Origin of the sequence: Sporosarcina jiandibaonis, from assembly GCF_013184495.1 — a bacterium.
In the GTDB taxonomy this organism is placed as follows: Bacteria; Bacillota; Bacilli; order Bacillales_A; family Planococcaceae; genus Sporosarcina; species Sporosarcina jiandibaonis.
In genome coordinates, this window is the sequence record NZ_JAAOIY010000001.1 from 987,017 (window position 1) to 1,007,057 (window position 20,041).

Here is a 20,041-nt window from a genome sequence, read left to right on the forward strand (position 1 = left end):
AGACACTTCCTTTTATTTGTTTTTTTCATATTTCAAAAACATTGATACATTCATCAAAATCCCTACAGCAATTGACATTAATATGACCGATGTTCCACCGAAACTGATAAACGGAAGAGGAACGCCGGTAAGCGGGATTAACCCTGTCAAACCACCCAAATTAACAAAAGTTTGGATTCCTATCATGCTACCGATACCTGCCGCTAGCATTCTAGCATGTGGATCTCTCGCTTTCAGCGCCAATAAGAAAGCCCGTAAAACGATAAATCCGAGCCCGCCGATTACGATGATTGCTCCAAAAATCCCTAACTCCTCGGAAATTACAGCCATAATAACATCTGTATGCGGTTCAGGCAAATATCCCATTTTTTGAATCGAATTTCCAAAACCTAGCCCTTTGACGCCACCCGAGCCAATTGCAATGTATCCATTCGCGATTTGATAGCCAGAACCTGTTACATAATCGAAAGGATTCAAATATGCTAAAAAGCGTCCTTTTCGGCTCGTCGTCATAATGTTTTCCCAATTGAAATAGAGAAAAGGTGCAATTAATAATAGTATTCCCGAAATGAGCGCACTTAACTTTAAAAAGGTTTTCGTTTTTATGCCACTTGCAGCCATTACGGAAAGCGCTACGACGATAATAATCAAAGAGGTGCCTATATCTGTTTCCATTAATACGGAACCAACGGCTATCGCTAAAATCGTAACGGGCGGTCCGATTGACTGATTCACATTGTCTATTGTACCAGCTTCATACTTCTTGGCAAAAACGCTGGAGAAATAGATGATAATAATAAGTTTTGCAACTTCAGAAGGTTGGAGGCTACCAAACTTAAGGTAAATCCAGCTTCTTGCACCAACATCATCTCCATAACCAAAGATGTGGACTGCACCAAGCAACAGAAGCATAATGCCGACTAAAAAAATCATTAAACCTTTTCGTTTATAATTTTTATACGGAAAGAATGCCGCTAAAAAAAAGGCCGGAAAAGCAATCGCGAGGTTGAGAACTTGTCTGCGAAAAAAATAGTCGGGTGCCCACTTGTATTCACCAACAGCATAGACGAGACTCGCGCTATAAATCATCACTAAACCAAATAAACAAAGAATTAAATACGTGAAAAACAGTGAAAAGTCAAAGTGCTTTAAAAATCGTTTAGAATAAGTCTGCATTGGACAAAACCTCTTTTACATTAAACAAAAAACTCAAACCATTAATGAGTTTGAGTCTTTTACTTATTTACTCGTATATAAATCATGCAGGACAGTCATTTCTTTTTCGAGCGAAGAAAGGATTTCATCTCCCTTTATCCGTTCAATCAAGCCAAGTTTTACGGCAAAATCTATTTCTCGAGCTAGTCCAAACATTTGAGTGTCTAGCACTTCTTCGTATAATGGGCACTGTGGCATCGTCAAATGATCCATCTGCACTTTAATCAGTTGAGCAATTTTATCAGCATCTGCCTGTAGCTGTTTAATCGCTTTTTCCTGATATGTTTCTTGTAATTCAATATCCATGAGGACGCCCCCATTAAGCTATTATTTCTTCTAATCGATTATTAATAAATTGTATCTTTCACGCATGAAAATTGCAAGTCTTTCCTCTCGAAATTATCGTTTTCGCAAGAAACCTTTTCCTTATAGCTTGAAAGAGCTATACTATTATCAAGCTACTATGTAGGAGGATGCTAAATTGAAAAACGTAATTCAAATTAAAGGGAATGTAAAACATTCAATCACACTTGATCCAAGTATTTGGATTTTCGATGATAGACGTATTGACTTAGATAAATTTTTTACTGATGACTATATTGAAAAAGATGAAATGGAAGAATATAAGAAGGCAATGGGAAAACATTGGTCTCGTGAAATTATGGAGGGAGCCGTATTCCCGCCAACATTGGAAGTCGAGAAAGAATTTGAAGAATCGAAAGAAATTACCGGAACTTACGGTATTTATTTACATCATTTCGTGAAAAATTCATTGCCCAATGAAGATGCGAAGAGCATTTCTTTCATCACAGAAGACGGGGAATCCCATTCATTTCCCCTAACGGAGCTTGATGATATACTATTACAATACAGTATTGATGGGAAACCGCTTCGTGAAACCGGTCCCGTTCATGTTCTATTAAAAGATGGCTCAAATATCGATAACCCGATTCAAAGTGTAGTTGCTGTCAATATCGAATAGGAGGAATTTTTATGCGTGTCAAATGCGTTATGTGCGACGAAGTCGGAAACCTTCCAGATGAAGCACCACTCGCAAAAAAGTTAAGAAACCGTCCTATCCACACATATATGTGCCCGGTTTGCACTGATCGAATTGGTGAAAAGACTTTGGCACGAGTAGCCACCGGTAATTTCATTTTCAGACGTAGTTCGCACACAATCGAAAAAGAGTTTTAATTACCAAATGCGGAAGCGCCTTGATTAGCCCCGACAGGCACAAGACAGTTTGCGAGAAGGATGAAGTCCAATCCTTCCCTAGCAAAATGGCTTGTGACCCGAGGGGCTAGGCGCTGGAGCTGGATGCAGAATATAAAAACGACTCCCCGGGATTATGCGAGGGAGTCGTTTTTGTCTTCTTTATATTCATTCATTCGTCGGACACGGTAAATGATTAATATGAGTGCCGCCACAATTAGCCCTTCTACAATTGGCAAGAAAAATGCGAGAAAAGTTAATACGAGACAACCTAAGAATAAAAAGAGATAGATAATAAAGCTCTGCAATAATTTCAAGTTTTTTGCGAAGCCTAATTTATATACGAGCGCCGACATGAGGAATACGACGGCAAACAGTACATAGCCTGCCACCGTATAATCAACTTCACCATTACTCGCTGTTGTCCCAAGAGCCTCATAAATGAAACGTGAAATGCCTGACATGCGGCCAAATACAAATTCAGTATCCTGAGCATTCATTTAATACATTCCTTTCATTTCCACCGATCAATCCTTAGATTTTGCCTTCTTCGTAACCCGATCCCGTTCGCTCTTATTTAAAATTTTCTTACGAAGACGAATCGATTCTGGAGTTACTTCGCAGTACTCATCATCATCTAAATATTGAAGTGCTTCTTCTAGCGTCATCAGACGCGGTTTTTTCGTAGTAGTCGTTTGGTCTTTTGTCGCAGAACGAACGTTAGTAGCTTGTTTGGCTCGAGTTAAGTTAATTGCTAAATCGCCTTCTCGAGTGTTTTCACCAACAATCATTCCTTCATAAATATCAGTTCCGGCTTCAACAAACATTGTACCGCGGTCTTCTAGTTGCATGATGCTATATGGTGTTGCTTTACCGGTTTCCATCGATACAAGAACGCCATTTCTACGGCCGCCAACTTTACCTTTGGCTTTCGGCTTATAGGAGTCAAATGTATGGTTAATAATTCCGTATCCTCGTGTTAAGGTAAGGAATTCAGTAGAATATCCAATTAATCCACGTGCTGGAACTAAAAATACAAGTCTAACTTGACCATTACCGTTGTTGATCATATCAAGCATTTCGCCTTTTCGCTCACCAATCGACTCAATCACTGAACCGGTATATTCTTCTGGTACGTCGATTTGTACACGTTCGACAGGTTCAGAAAGAACGCCATCAATTTCCCTTACGATAACTTCAGGTTTGGATACTTGCAATTCGAATCCTTCACGTCTCATATTTTCGATTAATATCGAAAGATGAAGCTCACCACGACCTGAAACTATCCAGATATCCGGAGAATCTGTCGGATCTACACGTAAAGATACATCGGTTTGGAGTTGTTGCTCCAAACGTTCTTCAATTTTTCTTGCTGTCACCCACTTACCTTCTTTCCCGGCAAATGGACTATTATTCACAAGGAAAGTCATTTGAAGAGTCGGCTCATCAATATGAAGTTCCGGGAGCGCTTCTTGGTGATTGATTGGACAAACTGTATCTCCGACATCGATATCTTCCATGCCAGATACCGCGATAAGATCACCAGCAAATGCTTCATTAATATCCACTCGGCGGAGTCCAAGGAAACCTGAAAGTTTTGTCACTCTAAAATTTTTCACGACGCCATCGCGTTTTAAAACCGCAACTTGGTCACCGAGTTTAATAGTTCCGCGGAATACTCGTCCGATTCCTATACGACCAAGATAATCGCTGTAATCAAGCAAGGAAACTTGGAATTGTAGCGGTTCATCGCGATTGTCGACAGGAGCAGGGATATTCTCAATAATCGAGTCATATAAAACCCGCAACGTGTCTTCCTGAGCTGCCGGATCTGGATCAAGACTTGCTGTTCCATTGAATCCCGAAGCATAAACAACCGGGAATTCTAGTTGTTCGTCATTTGCATCCAGCTCAATAAATAATTCAAGCACTTCGTCAACTACTTCTTCTGGACGCGCAAATTCACGGTCAATTTTATTTACAACAACGATTGGTTTTAAATTTTCTTCAAGTGCTTTTTTCAAAACAAATCGAGTTTGCGGCATACACCCTTCAAATGAATCAACGACAAGAAGAACACCGTCCACCATTTTAAGAATCCGTTCAACTTCTCCTCCGAAGTCTGCGTGACCAGGCGTATCAAGAATGTTTATTTTCGTGTTTTTGTATTCAATAGCCGTATTTTTCGCAAGAATTGTAATTCCGCGTTCACGTTCAATGTCATCAGAATCCATTGCACGATCATCGACTTGTTCATTTGCTCTAAAAATTCCTGATTGCTTTAATAATTGATCAACTAGTGTTGTTTTACCATGGTCTACGTGGGCAATAATCGCTATGTTTCTTAAGTCATTACGTTCTATTGTCATGATTTCACTCCATTAATCTTTTTTCATCTGGGTAACTGTGTTATTATAGCACAAGAGTCAATAATATAAAATCTTTTTAATTTGATGGAGGGCTATCTATGAAAGATATTAAATGGATTTTTGTACTATATTCCATTGCCGCTGTTTTATCAATGTGCGCAATTGGTGTTGCGGTTGGTTTTAGAAGCATCCCCGGAGGCATCGCCGCTATGATCGCATTAACATTAGTAATGGGCTACGGGTTTAAAACCAAGAAAAAAATGCGTGAACAAGGTTTATTATAAAATCAAAAATTACTTAACTATAAAGACTGTTGAAAAGCACCGATTTTAGGGCCTTTTTCACAGTTTTTATTTTATTAGGCGAATGTAATTTTTTAAAATATCTCCATGCAATCGCGGCCGTGCCACAATAAACGAATCTTGTCCAAGTAGATGCGACGGTTCGCCGTTTAAATTTGTTGTAATTGCACCAACTTCATTAGCAATAACCATGCCGCCCGCGATATCCCACGGTGACAATCGCATCGAAATGTAAGCATCAAGCCTGCCTGAAGCTACATAAGCAATTTCAATAGCAGCAGAACCATATGACCGCGTCCCTCTGCACTCAAGCACGAGTCCAATCATTTTTTCATGATCAATATACCTATTCGGGGCAACCCATCTGGCATTTACTCCGATAACGGCATTATTTACCGCAACCTTTTCCAATTGAGGCAATCGTTCGTCGTTGTAATACGCACCTTCATCTTTTTTCGCATGATAAAAATCATCTCGAACAACATCATAGATATACCCTAGCATGCCAACACCATCAAGATAAATACCAAGCGAAATTGCGAAGTTTCGTTGCTGGTGGATAAAATTCATTGTCCCATCAATTGGATCGAGTATCCAAACCACGCCTTCCATCGTTTCGACTTTATCGCCAAAACCTTCCTCGCCGATAATTTTATGATCAGGAAAATCAGTTTGAATGCGTTTTATAAAGAATTGTTCAATATCGCGATCAATATTCGTTACAAGATCATTCGCATCCGCTTTTGAATCAATATGTATTTGATTAAAAAAAGAAACCCGGATTTTATGACCAGCTTCCTTAATCAATGATTTTGCATAACGATCAACAAATCCCCAATTCAATGAACTTCAACCCTTCCAATGACAAACAGTATTTCTTTTAGTATAACAAAGATAGGCATCCGATAACACAATTCCCTATAGGAACGATGCCTTCGGATGCCTAAGTCGATAATTGTATTATCATTGCGAGAAACCATTTAACGTTTCCAGCTCTCGATGAATCTGATGCAACCTGTTGGTACTTTTCATAACTTGTTTTTCATCATCTGTTTGCATGGCATCATATAATGTCGCCAATTCATAATCCAGTTCCAAATTAAGCACTTTCACATATTCTTTTTCAACGTCCGCTTTTCGAATAACATGCACGACCTGTTTCATCGTGGACACCCCTTTTCTTAATGAGTTTATTTATTCCGTCTATTATAACTACAATATGCAGACAAGAGGAATAATTCTAGTCATGAGCCTCGTTACCTTCATTATTCCCAAATTTCTGTTACGATAAACGTGCTTTATGCAAAGGAGGAATAAGCTTGAAAAACTTTTTTTGGGAATCAAATGATTTTGATTTGTTTTCGATTGATGGATTAGAACAACGAATGACTGCCTTGCAAACACTTGTCCAACCTAAATTCGAGAAACTAGGCAGACAATTTGCGGATCGGTTATCAGCGCACGGCAGCGATGAGTTTTTTCCTCATGTCGCAAAACATCTGCGAAGAACAGTGAATCCGCCGACCGACAGTTGGGTTGCGATCGCACCTTCAAAGCGAGGATATAAAGCGCTACCCCATTTTCAAATCGGCTTATGGCAGACTCATCTATTCATTATTATTGCAGTCATATATGAAAACCCAGATAAAAAAGGAATCGCGGAACGACTTGAAAAAAATATCAATGTCCTTACATCACTGCCTGATTCGTATATCGTTTCGGGCGATCATATGAAACCAGATGCCATACATATTGTTGAAACCGGAAAAGAAGGGATTAAAAAACTTCTTACCAGACTACAAACTGTTAAAAAAGCAGAATTTCTTGTTGGAAGACATCTTTCGCGCGAAGAGGCGATTAACATGTCAACCGACGAGTTTATTGCATTTGCGGAAGAAACAGTCGACCAATTGCTTCCCGTTTACGACATCATTATTGGCAAAGCGTAAGTGGCGCTACAGGAATAAAAAAAGGAACGTTGATTATTTCAACGTTCCTTTTATCGTTTCACCACTTGCTGCATTTTCCGCGCTTTTAACAATATGATAACTACTGTAAACGCTTGCCTCTTCAAACTCTTTAAACAAAGTCTTTTCTTCCGCTTTTGATGGGACAACTTTTTTAAATTCACGATAGGCATTCATAATTTTTTCTCGTTCAGCACCATCTTCGTAAGCTTGCTCTATAATTTCATAGAAAGCAACAACAGAAATAATTTCTTCAGTTGACCAATCAGTTCTCAGCGGATAACTATACTCCATTCATAATTCCACCTTTCAATCGAAAAAATTCCAGGCATTTCGAATTTCTTCCGCCTCTTTAACCATGCGTTCAAATAACTCTTCCACAGTTGGCACATCGTTGATTAAACCAGCAACTTGGCCTGCCCAACCGAAACCATTTTCTGCATCACCGTCATGAATGAATTTCTGATTTGCTTTTCCGCTAATATAATCTCTCAGCATTTCATAATCAGCATTTTTCGCTTCCAAATCAATAATTTTCTCTGTCCAAGGTCCTGTTAATGCTCGCGCCGGAGTTCCTAGCGTTCGTTTAATGATGGTCGTGCCTGTTTCACTACTACTTAAAAGCGCATCCAAGTACGGCTGTGATGCGTGAACACATTCCTTCGTTGCAATAAAACGTGTTCCCATCTCAATACCCTCGGCACCAAGTGCATGTGCAGCCATCCAACCACGACCATCTCCGATTCCCCCCGATGCAATGACAGGTATTGATACAGCGTCGACAACTTGAGGTGTTAGAACCATTGTCCCTACATCATCTCGTCCAAGATGTCCGCCGCCTTCATGCCCAACAACCATGACAGCATCTGCACCCAATTCTTCCGCTTTCATTGCCTGGCGTTTTGCTGCGACGAGGACTAATTTCTTCACATCTGTCCCTTTCAATTGTTCAAAAAACGGCGTGGGATTTCCTCCTGTGACTGACATAACTTTCACGTCTTCTTCTAATGCGGCTTCAATCATATGCGAATAAGGCCGGCCATGTTGCCCAATGGCAAAATTGACACCAAATGACTTATCCGTCATCGTTTTCGCTCTCTTAATTTCTGCACGCAGCGCTTCCGGCGATTCTAAGCTCATAGCTGTAATCTGCCCAAGTCCTCCAGCATTTGATACAGCCGCGCATAAATCGGCATACGCTAAATAAGCGAGTCCGCCCTGAATGATTGGGTACTTAATATCAAGTAATTCTGTCACTCTCGTCTTCCATTGCATTCCTAACTCCCCCTATTAGTTTTACTTTGGCAAGTTCTACAAAATACTTTGTTGACCGTCATTTTACTGTTCGACGCCTTGAATTGTTGCTGGATCAATGAAATCATAGCCTTTTGCGCGCAGACCTTCCACAATATCTTTTAAAGCATCTGCCGTCCACTCTCGATCATGCATCAATAGATTTGCTCCATCGCGCAGGAATTCATTACTCACCATAATATCCGCTAACGGTCCGGCCTCCATATACTGTTTCTCCCAATCGTAACCATAAGACCAGTTCATAAGAAGCATCCCCTCATTTTTAACGAGTTCTTCGCTGAAATCAGTATTATTTCCAAATGGCGCACGGAAAAATATCGGACGCTCTCCAATAACTTCTTCGATAGCTTCATTAACAGAGATAATTTCTTCCTCTTGTTCGGCTTCTGAAACTTGCTGCAAATTCACATGTGTGTTTGTGTGGTTCCCGATAGCAAAACCCATATCATGGATTTCTTTTAAAACAGCTTTATCTTCATCGGAATCGATGAAATGTCCATTGACGAAAAAGATTGCTGGGGCATCTAATTCTTTCAATGTTTTTGCCATATCCAGCGCATATTTGTCAGGCGCATCATCAATCGTCAATAGGACCGCTTTCGGGTTTGCTTCTCCGATAGGTTGGAGATACCAGTTCGCATCCAATTCATAAAGTTTTTCCGCTGGTTCCGCAGTGTCATTCGGTTCATCTGCCGTCTCAACATCTTCAGATTCCTCATCATTAGCAGCGTTTTCATCGTCAGCTTCATTTTCAGTCGTAGCCGGGTCTTCTTTTTCTTTGAAAGTTGTCTCTCTTTCACCATCTTCAGTACAAGCAGATAACAAGAGTACGAGTGTTGCAATTATGTATAATAGTTGTTTTTTCATGTTGAATCCCCTTTCACTCCGTCTAGTGTATCACAAATTTTCTATCAAAATGAACTCTAAAAGTGCTCGAACATTACTAGATAATAATGAAGGAGTTTTATACTATCCGACCAATAACGAGTCTAAAGCGACTATTGATGTTAGCGAAATGACCAATACCATGAAAAAGTGACCAAAGACACTTCCCAAGCGACTAAAGAGCCACTAAATACGACCATTACCACACTCCTCGCAAGCCTAAAGACAAAAAAATCCACAAGGCGAGTATTTCACCTTGTGGACGAAGTTTTAAAAATTACATCATATGAATTGGCTTGCCTAATAATACTTCAGCAGCTTCCATCGTGATTTCAGCTAGTGTTGGATGAGCATGAATCGTCATAGCGATATCTTCCATAGTCATTCCCGCTTCAATCGCAAGAGCAAGTTCAGAAATCATATCTGATGCACTTTCTCCGGCAATTTGCGCGCCAAGTAGCAGCCCGTCCTCTTTACGAGCAACAAGTTTCACAAATCCTTCTGTAGCATCTAGAGCTATCGCACGCCCGTTAGCCGCGTATGGGAATTTCCCACTCATTACTTCATAACCTTCGTCTTTCGCCTGTTGTTCGCTTAAACCAACAGTCGCAAGTTCAGGATCCGTAAAGCAAACAGCTGGAATTGCTAGGTAGTCAACTTCTGATTTTAAACCTGAAATCGCTTCAGCAGCAACTTTAGCTTCATAGGAAGCTTTATGCGCAAGTTGAAGTCCAGGCACGACGTCACCGATTGCATAAATAGACGGAACGTTCGTGCGGCATTGTTTGTCAACTTCAATTAGCCCGCGTTCGCCAATGTTAATACCAGTTGACTCAAGTCCCATTTCGTCTGTATTCGGACGACGACCTACAGTAACAAGAACATAGTCAGCATCGATAGTTTTCTCTTCGCCACCTGCTTCGTATGTAACTGTTACGCCAGAATCGGTTTCGACAACACCTTTAGCTGAAGCTTTTGTTACGATTTCTACGCCTTTTTTCTTGAAACCTTTTTTAACCATTTGTGTCATTTGCTTTTCAAAGCCCGCTAAAATATCGTCAGCGCCTTCAATAATTGTTACTTCAGATCCAAGGTTAGCATAAGCAGAACCAAGTTCAGTTCCGATATATCCTCCACCGATAACAACTAGCTTCTTAGGCAATTCCTTGAGGCTTAGTGCACTCGTTGAGCTGAGTACGCGCTCTGAAAATTTAAATGATGGGATTTCAACAGGACGTGAACCCGTTGCAACAATTGCATTTTTAAATTTATAAGTTTGAGCTGACTCGCCGCTAATGATTCGAACAGTGTTCTCATCAACAAAGTAAGCTTCTCCTTGAACTACGTCGATTTTATTGCCTTTCATTAGTCCGCTAACGCCGCCCGTTAATCGACTAACAACGCCGTCTTTGAACTCTTGAACTTTTGAAAAATCAAGATTAACTTCCGCAGAAATTCCCATTTGCTCGGAATTTTTCGCATTTACATAACGATGTCCAACAGAAATTAACGCTTTTGATGGAATACATCCAACGTTCAAGCACACGCCGCCTAAGTTTTCTCTTTCAACGATTGTCACTTTTTGACCGAGTTGCGATGCACGAATTGCGGCAACATATCCCCCCGGGCCTGAACCAACAACGAGTGTTTCTACTTCAATCGGAAAATCTCCTACTACCATCTCTTACCCCTCCATTAATAATAGTTCTGGGTCTGCAAGTAATCGCTTAAGGTGGTTCAATGCATGTTGCGCAGTAGCACCGTCCATCATTCTGTGGTCAAAAACAAGAGATAGCGCAAGCATAGGAACTGCAACAATTTCTCCATCTTTTACGACCGGCTTTTCAGCGATGCGACCAATACCGAGAATCGCCACTTCAGGATGATTTATGATTGGCGTAAACCACTGACCACCTGCAGAACCGATATTCGAAATAGAGCAAGAAGCGCCACTCATTTCTGCCATTGTTAATTTTCCGTCGCGAGCTTTTACAGCTAGATTATTAATTTCATCAGAAATTGCGAATACTGATTTACGGTCTGCATGCTTAATAACCGGCACAACAAGTCCGCGCTCTGTATCTGCCGCGATTCCGATATTATAATAATGCTTCTGAATAACTTCCTCAGTCTCCTCATCATACGATGTATTGAACTCAGGGTATTCTCTTAACGTGCTCACAAGCGCTTTAACAACATATGGCAAATAAGTTAGTCGAATATCTTTTTCAAGGGCGATATCTTTGAACTTTTTGCGATGTGCAACAAGTGCAGAAACATCTACCTCGTCTAATAATGTAACATGCGGAGCTGTATGTTTCGAGTTAACCATAGCTTTCGCAATTATTTTTCTCATGCTCGACATTTTTTCTCGCGTTTCTGGGAAATCCCCTTCAAGTGAAACTTGATTGTCAGCAGCAGTTGCTGCAGTTTGTCCGGCTTTCTCTTCCGCAACTGGCGCAGATGCAGATGTCTGTTCACCGTTAACAAATGCTTCAACATCGCCTTTCAAAATACGGCCATTTTTTCCTGATCCTGCAACTTGACGAATATCAACATCGTACTCACGTGCAAATTTACGGACTGATGGCATTGCAATAATTCTTCTGTCCAAGTCGACTTCTGTTTCTTGAACATTTGTTTCTGCCTTAACTTCTGTCGGTGCATCATCTTTCGGCGCCGCTTCTTTTTCAACCGGTTGGCCATCTTCGAAAGTAGCTTGAACCTGAGCTTCAGTCTCTACCTGTGCATCTTCCTGAACATCTTCATGAAGATGTTCGTAACCTGGTGCATCAATTTGAATTAATGCATCTCCTACAACTGCTACTGTTCCCTCGGAAACTAATATCTTTTCTACAGTACCTGCGACCGGAGATGGGATTTCCACGACTGCCTTGTCATTTTGAACTTCAAAAAGCACGTCATCTTCTTCAACTTTTTCACCTTCAGCAACAAACCACTTTAAAATCTCACCTTCGTGAATTCCTTCTCCGATATCTGGTAAACGGAATACATATGCCACTTAGTTCACCCTTCCTTTTCTTTTAATAACTACTAAGTACACCTTAGAACGTTAAAACTTTCTTAGCTGTTTCCATTATATCTTTAGCATTTGGCAACCAAGCGTTTTCACCTTGTGCAAATGGGTAAATCGTGTCTGGTGCTGTTACGCGCAGAACTGGCGCTTCAAGGCTTAGAATTGCGCGTTCTGTAATTTCTGCCACAACATTCGCCGCGATTCCAGCTTGTTTTTGTGCTTCTTGAACAACAATTGCACGATTTGTTTTTTCAACAGAAGCAATAATCGCTTCAATATCAAGCGGTTGGACAGTTCTTAAATCCACTACTTCAACTGAATGTCCTTCTTTTTCTAGCTCTTCCGCAGCTTTTAAGCTTTCGTGAACCATCGCTCCGTATGCAAAAATTGAAAGATCTGTACCTTCACGTTTCACATCCGCTTTTCCGAGTGGAATTGTATACTCTTCTTCCGGAACTTCCTGTCTGAATGAACGATAAAGTTTCATATGCTCCAAGTACACAACAGGATTTTCATCACGAATAGCGGAAATGAGAAGTCCTTTCGCATCATATGGCGTAGATGGGATAACAACAGTCAAACCTGGTTGTGCCGCCATTAGACCTTCTAAGCTATCTGCATGCATCTCAGGAGTTGCAACGCCTCCGCCAAATGGCGAACGAATTGTAACTGGACCGTTGTATTTTCCGCCGCTGCGGAACTGCATACGAGCGAGTTGCCCGCTAATAGAATCCATTACTTCATAAACGAAACCGAAGAATTGGATTTCCATTACTGGACGGAATCCTGTCAGTGAAAGACCGATTGCAAGTCCGCCAATTCCGGATTCTCCCAACGGCGTGTCAAACACGCGCTCTTCACCGAACTCTTTTTGTAATCCTTCAGTTGCACGGAATACTCCGCCGTTATTTCCAACGTCTTCACCGAAGACGAGGACGTTTTCATCATTTTTCAGCTCTGTTTTCATAGCATCATTAATTGCTTGAATCATCGTCATTTGTGCCATCGGTTACTTCGACTCCTTATCAGTGTAAATTTCAAGCTGTTCTTTTAAGTTATATGGAAGCTCGCCTTTATACATAATGTTAATAAAGTCGCTCACTTTTTGTTTTGGAGCTGCATCTGCTTCTTTGATTGCTTCTCTAATATCTTCTGTTGCTCTTTCAATTACTTTTTCTTCTTGCTCTTCATTCCAGATACCTTTCGCTTCTAGGTATTTACGGAAACGAAGTAATGGATCGCGTTTTTCCCATTCGCTATCCGTTTCAGAAGTACGGTAACGTGTCGGGTCATCTCCGGCCATTGTATGCGGTCCGTAACGGTAGCAAAACGTTTCGATTAATGTCGGGCCTTCGCCGTTAACTGCGCGTTCGCGTGCATCTTTAGTTGCAGCATAAACCGCAAGCGGGTCCATACCATCGACCAAAATACTTGGAATGCCTGCTGAAACTCCTTTTTGAGCAAGCGTTTTACCTGCAGTTTGGACATCGCGCGGTGTAGAAATCGCATATTGGTTGTTTTGGATAACAAATATTGCAGGAGAACGATAAGCACCGGCAAAGTTAATCCCTTCATAGAAGTCACCTTGTGATGTTCCGCCGTCACCTGTATAAGTCATCGCAACTGCTTTTGTCCCACGTTTTTGGAATCCAAGTGCAATACCCGCAGCTTGAATATACTGTGCTCCGATAATGATTTGTGGAGGGAATACATTTACACCTTCCGGAATCGCTCCCCCTTTGTAATGACCTCTAGACCATAAGAATGCCATTGACAATGGCAAACCATGCCAAATCATCTGTGGCACATCACGGTAGCCCGGTAATATGAAGTCCTCTTTTTCTAATGCGAAGTGAGAAGCGATTTGAGATGCTTCCTGTCCCGCAGTTGGTGCGTAGAAACCAAGTCTTCCTTGGCGGTTAAGCGAGATTGAGCGTTGATCTAGAATTCGTGTATATACCATGCGTGTCATTAACTCAACGAGATCCTCGTCACTCATATTCGGATCCATGTCTTTATTGACGATTTCGCCTTCTTCATTCAAAATTTGAACCATTTCAAACTTATCTTCAATCTCTTGAAGTGTTTTCACTGGATCAAACTGCTTGTCTTTTTTTGCAGCCATTTTCGGCACCTCTCCTTTATCAACTGTATTATGAAACATAGTTGTATTAATTGATACAAACTCCACACTTGTTAGTATACGTAATTGAATCGGCGCGGTCAAACATTGTAAACTATGGACTATTACCACTAGAAAGATACCTGAATTCACAGAAATTATAAATCTGTATTAGCACAATCTCGAATCTGTATTATAATAGAATCGTTTTTTTTGACAGAGATTATCAAAAAAGACTAGAGTGCTTTGCTACACAATCTAGTCTTTTTGATAATTATTTTTCCGCTAATGTATTGAACAGGTCATCTTTCAGCTTATTAACCGTGCCAGTAGCTTCATTAAATGAATTAATCACTTTTTTCACTGCTTCGTTTTGGTTATTTACTTCTGTAACCTTTTCTTGTAAATTCGAAACCTCTGTTTTCTCATCAATAAGCATTCCATAAAGTTCTTTTTGTAAATCCGCTAACACCTTATATTTTTCAACAAAGTCCGAATGCAGATCATATCGATTGTTAATAGAATCTCTTAACTCCGTTATTTCAGCTTTTATTGTTTCATCATCCGCTTTATTTATAATTTCATCGAATGCCCCTACAGATTCTTTCGCTTTGTTTATAGAAGTCTCTTCATCTTCAAGAAAAGTTAAACGTTTTTCAAGTGATTCTTCCACTTCGGATACTTTTGTTTCAAGTTCTTCTTTTTCTTCCTGTGTTAATTGAATGATTTCATTGAAAAGAGTCTGCTCAGACTTCTCGAGGCTAGAAAGTTCCCCCTGGGCTTCGCGGTACTTTTCTTCAGCACTATTCAACTTCGATAGTACATCCGCAAGGTCTTTCTCCGTAGAAGATCCAAAATTACATGCCGATAAAAACATTGTACCGATTAATATGAAGCTAACTATATATTTTCTCACGATAATACCCCTCCGATTTCCATTGAATTATATCTGTTCACGACAATAAATTCAACCAAATGCTAAATTCCTTTTTAACTCGATTTCATTCGCTTATACTATTGTATATAATAAAAGATAAAAGGAGAAATTTACGATGATAGTAATGAAAGACATAGTAAGGGAAGGTCACCCAGCATTACGAAAAAAAGCAGAAGAAATGACCTTCCCTTTATCTACTGAAGAGCTTAAACTATGCGATGACTTACTCGCATATTTAAAAAATAGTCATGACCCAGCCATTTCTGAAAAATATAATTTGCGTCCTGGTGTTGGGCTTGCAGCACCCCAAGTCAATGTATCAAAAAGAGCGTTTGCTCTCCATATTACCGAATCCAAAGGCGATCCGTTAAGCTTTATAGCAATTAACCCGAAAATCATAAGCCATTCTGTTGAAAAAACCTATCTAACATCTGGCGAAGGTTGTTTGTCAGTCGACAGAAACGTTGAAGGTTTTGTTCCGCGTTATTCAAGAATTACTATTAAAGCATTCGACAAAGATGGAAATGAATTTAAGAAACGGTTACGCGGACTTGCTGCAATCGCATTTCAACATGAACTGGATCATCTAAATGGAATTATGTTCTATGATCATATTGATAAGAATGAACCTTTCAAGGAAATTCCGGGCGCTATCCCCTTTGATAGAACTTGATTTTTTTGATTTCCTGAATAATCATTGAAGCCACTTGACAGAAAGTTCAGAATGACTTACACTTATAGTCAAGGAGTGATCTGCCATGTATAAACGCCTAAAACGCAAAGTGTTGAGACGGCTTAATGGCATACTCGGCAAAAAAACAATCGCATAATTTTTATAGCCGGCCTATAAAATGGTCGGCTTTTCTTTATTTTACCTATATATCGTGATACTATATAGAGAATGATTCCAATTGAACGTTAAAAGGAGAGCAAAAATTATGATTTACAAAGTTTATTACCAAGAAAACGTGCTAGAAGTACCCGTCCGCGAAAATACAAAAAGCATGTACATTGAAGCTGATTCAGAAAAAACTGTTCGTGAAATTCTTAAAGGTCGCAACTTCAATATCGAGTATATTCAACTACTTGAAGGAGAGCACCTTGAATTTGAAAAGGCTTCACCGCATTTCGAGCTCGAGCAGGTATAAAAATGAAGTCTATTAAAAATAATGAAACAGGCGTTTTCGCTCTAGGCGGACTAGGCGAAATCGGTAAAAACACGTATGGTGTTCAGTTTCAAGACGAAATCATCTTAATTGATGCGGGTATTAAATTTCCCGAAGATGAACTACTGGGAATCGATTATGTTATTCCTGATTACTCCTATCTCGAACGTAATGCCGACAAAATCAAAGGACTTTTCATTACGCATGGGCACGAAGACCACATCGGCGGGATTCCGTATTTACTTCGCAAAGTAAATGTTCCTGTCTATGGCGGAAAACTAGCGCTCGGTTTACTACGAAACAAACTTGAAGAGCACGGATTATTAAGATCTACGACAATGATTCCAATCGATGAGGATGACATCATTAAATTCCGCAAAACTTCGGTCAGTTTTTATCGCACTACGCATAGTATTCCAGATGCATTCGGCGTTGTCGTAAAAACACCATCTGGAAACATCGTGCACACTGGCGATTTCAAATTTGACTTTACACCAGTCGGTGAACCTGCAAATTTGACTAAAATGGCTAAAATTGGCGGCGAAGGCGTTCTTTGTCTTCTATCCGATAGCACCAATGCCGAAGTCCCGAATTTTACAATGTCCGAACGTAAAGTCGGCGATAGTTTAAATGAAATCTTCCGTAAAGTTGATGGGCGTATCATTTTCGCTACATTTGCATCCAATATTCATAGATTGCAGCAAGTAATTGAGGCGGCTCAAGAGTTCGGCCGTAAAATCGCAGTATTTGGACGAAGCATGGACAATGCAATTCGCATAGGTCGCGAACTCGGTTATATTGATGCTCCGAAAGAATTATTCGTCGACACGCATTCATTAAATAGACTCCAAGCTAGCGAAGTAATGATTTTATGTACAGGCAGTCAGGGAGAACCGATGGCCGCATTATCACGAATTGCAAATGGCACACATCGCCAAGTTCAAATACATCCCGGTGATACGGTTATTTTTTCATCATCTCCCATCCCTGGAAACACGCTAAGTATTAATAAAACGATTAACTCGCTGTTTCGGGCTGGCGCTGAAGTGTTACACGGATCCCTTAATAACATCCACACTTCTGGTCACGGTTCACAAGAAGAACAAAAATTAATGCTACGTCTTATGAAACCGAAGTATTTCATGCCGATTCACGGTGAATTCCGAATGATGAAAATGCATACAGAATTAGCTGTAGATTGCGATATTCCAGAAGAAAATACATTCATTTTAGGAAACGGAGATGTACTCGCTCTAACCGCAGATTCGGCTAGACGCGCTGGACGGATTCCTTCCGGGGATGTATATATCGACGGAAGCGGGATTGGCGACATCGGTAACGTTGTCTTACGCGACCGTAAAATGCTGTCAGAAGATGGACTAGTTATCGTAGTGGCCACAATTGATAAAAAGAAAAACCGAATTGTTTCAGGTCCGGATATCATTTCGCGCGGCTTTGTCTATATGCGAGAATCAGGCGTGATGATCCATGATGCGCAACGGATGCTTTCTAGACAATTGCAAAGAAAACTATCAAATTCATCTACAACGATAGCTTCACTAAAAACTGAAATCGTAGATGTTGTCGGACCCTATTTGTACGAGAAAACAGAAAGAAAACCAATGGTCCTTCCGGTGATTTTGGAAGTTTAACAATTAATATAGGTTTGACCCGAAAATAAAAGTACAGAAGGAATTTTCAACAATTCCTTCTGTACTTTTTGTTTTTTCTATTCATGTTAATTTTTTGTGGAGGATGCCACGCTGACTTTTCTTGGCAGACATATAAAAACCGAACTTTCAAGCACTCGCTATTTTATAATGCAGCTTTATTAATGAAATAATTTCTTCTCAAAAAGATGAATATCATGATCCGACCCAATAACAATTAATATATCGTCTATTTGAATTTCTTCAATTGCTTGTGGCGATACAACGATGTCATTGCCGCGTTTTATCGCAACGATGTTGATACCGTATTTCGCCCGGATATCGAGTTCGACTAACGTCTTCCCTACTAACCTTTCGTTTGCCATTATTTCCGCTATGGAATGCTCTTCCGATAACTCAAGGTAATCAAGAATATTATTTGAAACCATATTATTTGCAATCCGGATCCCCATATCACGTTCAGGGTGCACTACTTTATCGGCACCAATTTTCCGAAGCACTTTCGCATGGTAATCATTTTGCGCTTTAACGGTTATTTTAGGCACGCCGATTTCCTTTAACATCAGTGTTGTTAAAATACTCGCTTGAATATTTTCGCCTATCGCGACAATCACATGTTCAAAATTCCGTATCCCGAGTGATTTCAGGACAGATTCATCAGTTGTATCGGCGGTAACGGCTTGTGTTGCGATCAACGCATACTCATCCACTCGAGCACTAGAAATATCGATAGCCATCACATTGGCCCCCAATACAATCAATTCTTTTACAATGCTTCCCCCAAAACGCCCAAGTCCGATTACTACAAATTCTTTTTTCATCCAAACATCTCTCCTAATCGAGTTCCCTGTTGCGAATAGTGTAGCATACAGTCGCGTGTAGCTCAAAGAACAAAAATACTCGATGCCGCAAATAATGACGGGACCGAGTAATAAATGTCTATAAAAGTAATTCTTAATAATCTTTCATTTCATCAAGTACGCGATGAATACGCTTTTCGAGCATCTTCATGCCACTACCGCCGGCTTGAAAATGGCGCAGTTTCCCATCTTTGTCGAAAACATAATAAGCAGGCACTTCCTTGTTGCCAAAAGCATCTCTCAACTTTTGGGCATTATCAACAAAAACTGGTTGTTTAATATCATATTCATCAGCACTCGATTTAATTAAATCTAAATTTAAATCTGCTGGGGAACGTGGTATATGAACTGCAACGACGTTCAAGTCGTCCATATATTTGTCTCGGAAATGATTGATTTCCAGCATAGTTTCTTTACACAAATAACAACTTACTGACCAAAAGTGAATAAGCGTCGGCTTTTTCCCAACAAGCTTTCCTTTTGTAGTCTTGCCATTAAGCCAAGTTGTTGCACCAACAAGTTCCGGCATCGGCTCACGTAATCTCATCAAAATCCTCCTCAAGTTTAAAATCCCCCACTGTTTCTTTTGAGATTATTGGAAGGAGTTACTTAGGAATGTTTTCTGTTAATTACAGTCGGAGGGTTTTTCGGGCCTTATAGCGCAATATTCACATGAAGGATCGGTGCATGGGCTATCACGCCACTCATCGCACGCCTCGCAATAGATCGAATCGAATTCATCGTTATAAGATAATATTCCAAGACAATCGGGGCAGTGATTCGGCAATTCCATGCGACCAATAATTTTTCCGTTATTCGCAAAAAATACACCTTCAAATGATTCCATTTTTTCATCGGTCATTTCCAAGTCATCCCAACTTAAACCGAGGTCTTCCATCGTCCATTTTCTATCATCAGGGTCTAAATAAAAAACCTTTTTCTTTCCCATCGTTCGCCCCCCTTTTCCGCTATATTGTACCAT

The 20,041-nt window shown here is 40.2% G+C and carries 24 protein-coding genes; 7 read left to right on the forward strand and 17 right to left on the reverse strand.

From position 1 onward, the window contains the following. Positions 1 to 12: 12 nt before the first annotated feature. The gene (locus G8782_RS05115; RefSeq protein ID WP_172369808.1) at positions 13 to 1,176 is read right to left on the reverse strand and encodes an FtsW/RodA/SpoVE family cell cycle protein; all 1,164 of its coding nucleotides are present in this window, start codon (positions 1,174 to 1,176) and stop codon (positions 13 to 15) included. A 63-nt stretch (positions 1,177 to 1,239) separates the two neighbouring features. Continuing rightward, positions 1,240 to 1,521: an Fpa/YlaN family protein gene (locus G8782_RS05120; protein ID WP_172369809.1), complete on the reverse strand. Its 282-nt coding sequence runs from the start codon at positions 1,519 to 1,521 to the stop codon at positions 1,240 to 1,242. Positions 1,522 to 1,696: 175 nt separating this feature from the next. Here G8782_RS05120 and G8782_RS05125 point away from each other — a divergent pair, with 175 nt between their 5' ends. Together G8782_RS05125 and G8782_RS05130 are read left to right on the forward strand one after the other, a co-directional pair. Beyond that, on the forward strand, positions 1,697 to 2,197 hold the full coding sequence (locus G8782_RS05125) for a peptidyl-prolyl cis-trans isomerase (protein WP_172369810.1): 501 nt from the start codon (positions 1,697 to 1,699) through the stop codon (positions 2,195 to 2,197). Between the two features lie 11 nt (positions 2,198 to 2,208). Next, positions 2,209 to 2,412 (forward strand): YlaI family protein, encoded by a 204-nt coding sequence (locus G8782_RS05130; protein ID WP_172369811.1) that lies wholly within the window; start codon positions 2,209 to 2,211, stop codon positions 2,410 to 2,412. Between the two features lie 152 nt (positions 2,413 to 2,564). Here the strand turns inward: G8782_RS05130 and G8782_RS05135 are convergent, their stop codons facing one another. Together G8782_RS05135 and typA are read right to left on the reverse strand one after the other, a co-directional pair. Beyond that, the gene (locus G8782_RS05135) at positions 2,565 to 2,930 is read right to left on the reverse strand and encodes a YlaH-like family protein (RefSeq protein WP_246231547.1); all 366 of its coding nucleotides are present in this window, start codon (positions 2,928 to 2,930) and stop codon (positions 2,565 to 2,567) included. A 27-nt stretch (positions 2,931 to 2,957) separates the two neighbouring features. Continuing rightward, positions 2,958 to 4,799 (reverse strand): translational GTPase TypA, encoded by a 1,842-nt coding sequence (typA, locus tag G8782_RS05140; RefSeq protein ID WP_172369812.1) that lies wholly within the window; start codon positions 4,797 to 4,799, stop codon positions 2,958 to 2,960. 98 nt (positions 4,800 to 4,897) lie between these two features. Between typA and G8782_RS05145 the strand changes: the two genes are divergently transcribed. Then, complete coding sequence (locus G8782_RS05145) at positions 4,898 to 5,083, forward strand: YlaF family protein (RefSeq protein WP_172369813.1); 186 nt, start codon at positions 4,898 to 4,900, stop codon at positions 5,081 to 5,083. Between the two features lie 66 nt (positions 5,084 to 5,149). Here the strand turns inward: G8782_RS05145 and G8782_RS05150 are convergent, their stop codons facing one another. Further along, positions 5,150 to 5,944 carry an inositol monophosphatase family protein gene (locus G8782_RS05150; protein ID WP_172369814.1) on the reverse strand — a complete coding sequence of 265 codons (795 nt, stop codon included), beginning with the start codon at positions 5,942 to 5,944 and terminating at the stop codon, positions 5,150 to 5,152. A gap of 120 nt (positions 5,945 to 6,064) precedes the next feature. Then, a complete protein-coding gene (locus G8782_RS05155) occupies positions 6,065 to 6,265 on the reverse strand; it encodes a hypothetical protein (protein WP_172369815.1) in 201 nt (66 codons plus the stop codon). Positions 6,266 to 6,420: 155 nt separating this feature from the next. On the opposite strand from G8782_RS05155, the gene G8782_RS05160 reads away from it, so the two are divergent. After that, on the forward strand, positions 6,421 to 7,050 hold the full coding sequence (locus G8782_RS05160) for a YktB family protein (RefSeq protein WP_172369816.1): 630 nt from the start codon (positions 6,421 to 6,423) through the stop codon (positions 7,048 to 7,050). Positions 7,051 to 7,083: 33 nt separating this feature from the next. On the opposite strand, the gene G8782_RS05165 is transcribed toward G8782_RS05160, so the two are convergent. From G8782_RS05165 to G8782_RS05200, 8 genes are all read right to left on the reverse strand, one after another. Then, positions 7,084 to 7,362, reverse strand: coding sequence for a UPF0223 family protein (locus tag G8782_RS05165; RefSeq protein WP_172369817.1), 279 nt, complete (start codon positions 7,360 to 7,362; stop codon positions 7,084 to 7,086). Positions 7,363 to 7,377: 15 nt separating this feature from the next. Further along, positions 7,378 to 8,343 carry an NAD(P)H-dependent flavin oxidoreductase gene (locus G8782_RS05170; RefSeq protein ID WP_172369818.1) on the reverse strand — a complete coding sequence of 322 codons (966 nt, stop codon included), beginning with the start codon at positions 8,341 to 8,343 and terminating at the stop codon, positions 7,378 to 7,380. A gap of 63 nt (positions 8,344 to 8,406) precedes the next feature. Continuing rightward, the gene (locus tag G8782_RS05175) at positions 8,407 to 9,249 is read right to left on the reverse strand and encodes a polysaccharide deacetylase family protein (RefSeq protein WP_172369819.1); all 843 of its coding nucleotides are present in this window, start codon (positions 9,247 to 9,249) and stop codon (positions 8,407 to 8,409) included. Between the two features lie 295 nt (positions 9,250 to 9,544). Then, entirely contained in the window at positions 9,545 to 10,948 is a 1,404-nt protein-coding gene (lpdA, locus tag G8782_RS05180) for a dihydrolipoyl dehydrogenase (RefSeq protein WP_172369820.1), read from the reverse strand. 3 nt (positions 10,949 to 10,951) lie between these two features. Continuing rightward, entirely contained in the window at positions 10,952 to 12,289 is a 1,338-nt protein-coding gene (locus tag G8782_RS05185) for a 2-oxo acid dehydrogenase subunit E2 (RefSeq protein ID WP_172369821.1), read from the reverse strand. 43 nt (positions 12,290 to 12,332) lie between these two features. Continuing rightward, positions 12,333 to 13,310: an alpha-ketoacid dehydrogenase subunit beta gene (locus G8782_RS05190; protein WP_172369822.1), complete on the reverse strand. Its 978-nt coding sequence runs from the start codon at positions 13,308 to 13,310 to the stop codon at positions 12,333 to 12,335. A 3-nt stretch (positions 13,311 to 13,313) separates the two neighbouring features. Next, on the reverse strand, positions 13,314 to 14,429 hold the full coding sequence (pdhA, locus tag G8782_RS05195; protein ID WP_172369823.1) for a pyruvate dehydrogenase (acetyl-transferring) E1 component subunit alpha: 1,116 nt from the start codon (positions 14,427 to 14,429) through the stop codon (positions 13,314 to 13,316). Between the two features lie 271 nt (positions 14,430 to 14,700). Then, positions 14,701 to 15,342: a YkyA family protein gene (locus tag G8782_RS05200; RefSeq protein ID WP_172369824.1), complete on the reverse strand. Its 642-nt coding sequence runs from the start codon at positions 15,340 to 15,342 to the stop codon at positions 14,701 to 14,703. Positions 15,343 to 15,478: 136 nt separating this feature from the next. Here G8782_RS05200 and def point away from each other — a divergent pair, with 136 nt between their 5' ends. The 3 genes from def (at position 15,479) to rnjA (ending at position 18,181) form a co-directional block, all read left to right on the forward strand. Further along, the gene (gene def / locus G8782_RS05205) at positions 15,479 to 16,036 is read left to right on the forward strand and encodes a peptide deformylase (protein WP_172369825.1); all 558 of its coding nucleotides are present in this window, start codon (positions 15,479 to 15,481) and stop codon (positions 16,034 to 16,036) included. 265 nt (positions 16,037 to 16,301) lie between these two features. Then, positions 16,302 to 16,511 carry a DNA-dependent RNA polymerase subunit epsilon gene (locus tag G8782_RS05210; protein ID WP_172369826.1) on the forward strand — a complete coding sequence of 70 codons (210 nt, stop codon included), beginning with the start codon at positions 16,302 to 16,304 and terminating at the stop codon, positions 16,509 to 16,511. A gap of 2 nt (positions 16,512 to 16,513) precedes the next feature. After that, positions 16,514 to 18,181, forward strand: coding sequence for a ribonuclease J1 (rnjA, locus tag G8782_RS05215; RefSeq protein WP_172369827.1), 1,668 nt, complete (start codon positions 16,514 to 16,516; stop codon positions 18,179 to 18,181). A gap of 179 nt (positions 18,182 to 18,360) precedes the next feature. Here the strand turns inward: rnjA and G8782_RS05220 are convergent, their stop codons facing one another. From G8782_RS05220 to G8782_RS05230, 3 genes are all read right to left on the reverse strand, one after another. Further along, positions 18,361 to 19,020: a potassium channel family protein gene (locus tag G8782_RS05220; protein ID WP_172369828.1), complete on the reverse strand. Its 660-nt coding sequence runs from the start codon at positions 19,018 to 19,020 to the stop codon at positions 18,361 to 18,363. Between the two features lie 133 nt (positions 19,021 to 19,153). Further along, positions 19,154 to 19,606 carry a TlpA family protein disulfide reductase gene (locus G8782_RS05225; protein WP_172369829.1) on the reverse strand — a complete coding sequence of 151 codons (453 nt, stop codon included), beginning with the start codon at positions 19,604 to 19,606 and terminating at the stop codon, positions 19,154 to 19,156. 78 nt (positions 19,607 to 19,684) lie between these two features. Further along, a complete protein-coding gene (locus G8782_RS05230) occupies positions 19,685 to 20,008 on the reverse strand; it encodes a hypothetical protein (RefSeq protein ID WP_172369830.1) in 324 nt (107 codons plus the stop codon). Positions 20,009 to 20,041 lie beyond the last annotated feature (33 nt).

Coding starts and splice junctions, on each gene's coding strand:
- G8782_RS05190 (WP_172369822.1), bottom strand. CDS start 13,310: ATGGCACAAATGACGATGATTCAAGCAATTAATGATGCTATGAAAACA.
- G8782_RS05130 (WP_172369811.1), top strand. CDS start 2,209: ATGCGTGTCAAATGCGTTATGTGCGACGAAGTCGGAAACCTTCCAGAT.
- G8782_RS05175 (WP_172369819.1), bottom strand. CDS start 9,249: ATGAAAAAACAACTATTATACATAATTGCAACACTCGTACTCTTGTTA.
- typA (WP_172369812.1), bottom strand. CDS start 4,799: ATGACAATAGAACGTAATGACTTAAGAAACATAGCGATTATTGCCCAC.
- G8782_RS05225 (WP_172369829.1), bottom strand. CDS start 19,606: ATGAGATTACGTGAGCCGATGCCGGAACTTGTTGGTGCAACAACTTGG.
- def (WP_172369825.1), top strand. CDS start 15,479: ATGATAGTAATGAAAGACATAGTAAGGGAAGGTCACCCAGCATTACGA.
- lpdA (WP_172369820.1), bottom strand. CDS start 10,948: ATGGTAGTAGGAGATTTTCCGATTGAAGTAGAAACACTCGTTGTTGGT.
- G8782_RS05170 (WP_172369818.1), bottom strand. CDS start 8,343: ATGCAATGGAAGACGAGAGTGACAGAATTACTTGATATTAAGTACCCA.
- G8782_RS05135 (WP_246231547.1), bottom strand. CDS start 2,930: ATGAATGCTCAGGATACTGAATTTGTATTTGGCCGCATGTCAGGCATT.
- G8782_RS05230 (WP_172369830.1), bottom strand. CDS start 20,008: ATGGGAAAGAAAAAGGTTTTTTATTTAGACCCTGATGATAGAAAATGG.
- pdhA (WP_172369823.1), bottom strand. CDS start 14,429: ATGGCTGCAAAAAAAGACAAGCAGTTTGATCCAGTGAAAACACTTCAA.
- G8782_RS05145 (WP_172369813.1), top strand. CDS start 4,898: ATGAAAGATATTAAATGGATTTTTGTACTATATTCCATTGCCGCTGTT.
- G8782_RS05210 (WP_172369826.1), top strand. CDS start 16,302: ATGATTTACAAAGTTTATTACCAAGAAAACGTGCTAGAAGTACCCGTC.
- G8782_RS05220 (WP_172369828.1), bottom strand. CDS start 19,020: ATGAAAAAAGAATTTGTAGTAATCGGACTTGGGCGTTTTGGGGGAAGC.
- G8782_RS05165 (WP_172369817.1), bottom strand. CDS start 7,362: ATGGAGTATAGTTATCCGCTGAGAACTGATTGGTCAACTGAAGAAATT.
- G8782_RS05115 (WP_172369808.1), bottom strand. CDS start 1,176: ATGCAGACTTATTCTAAACGATTTTTAAAGCACTTTGACTTTTCACTG.
- G8782_RS05120 (WP_172369809.1), bottom strand. CDS start 1,521: ATGGATATTGAATTACAAGAAACATATCAGGAAAAAGCGATTAAACAG.
- rnjA (WP_172369827.1), top strand. CDS start 16,514: ATGAAGTCTATTAAAAATAATGAAACAGGCGTTTTCGCTCTAGGCGGA.
- G8782_RS05155 (WP_172369815.1), bottom strand. CDS start 6,265: ATGAAACAGGTCGTGCATGTTATTCGAAAAGCGGACGTTGAAAAAGAA.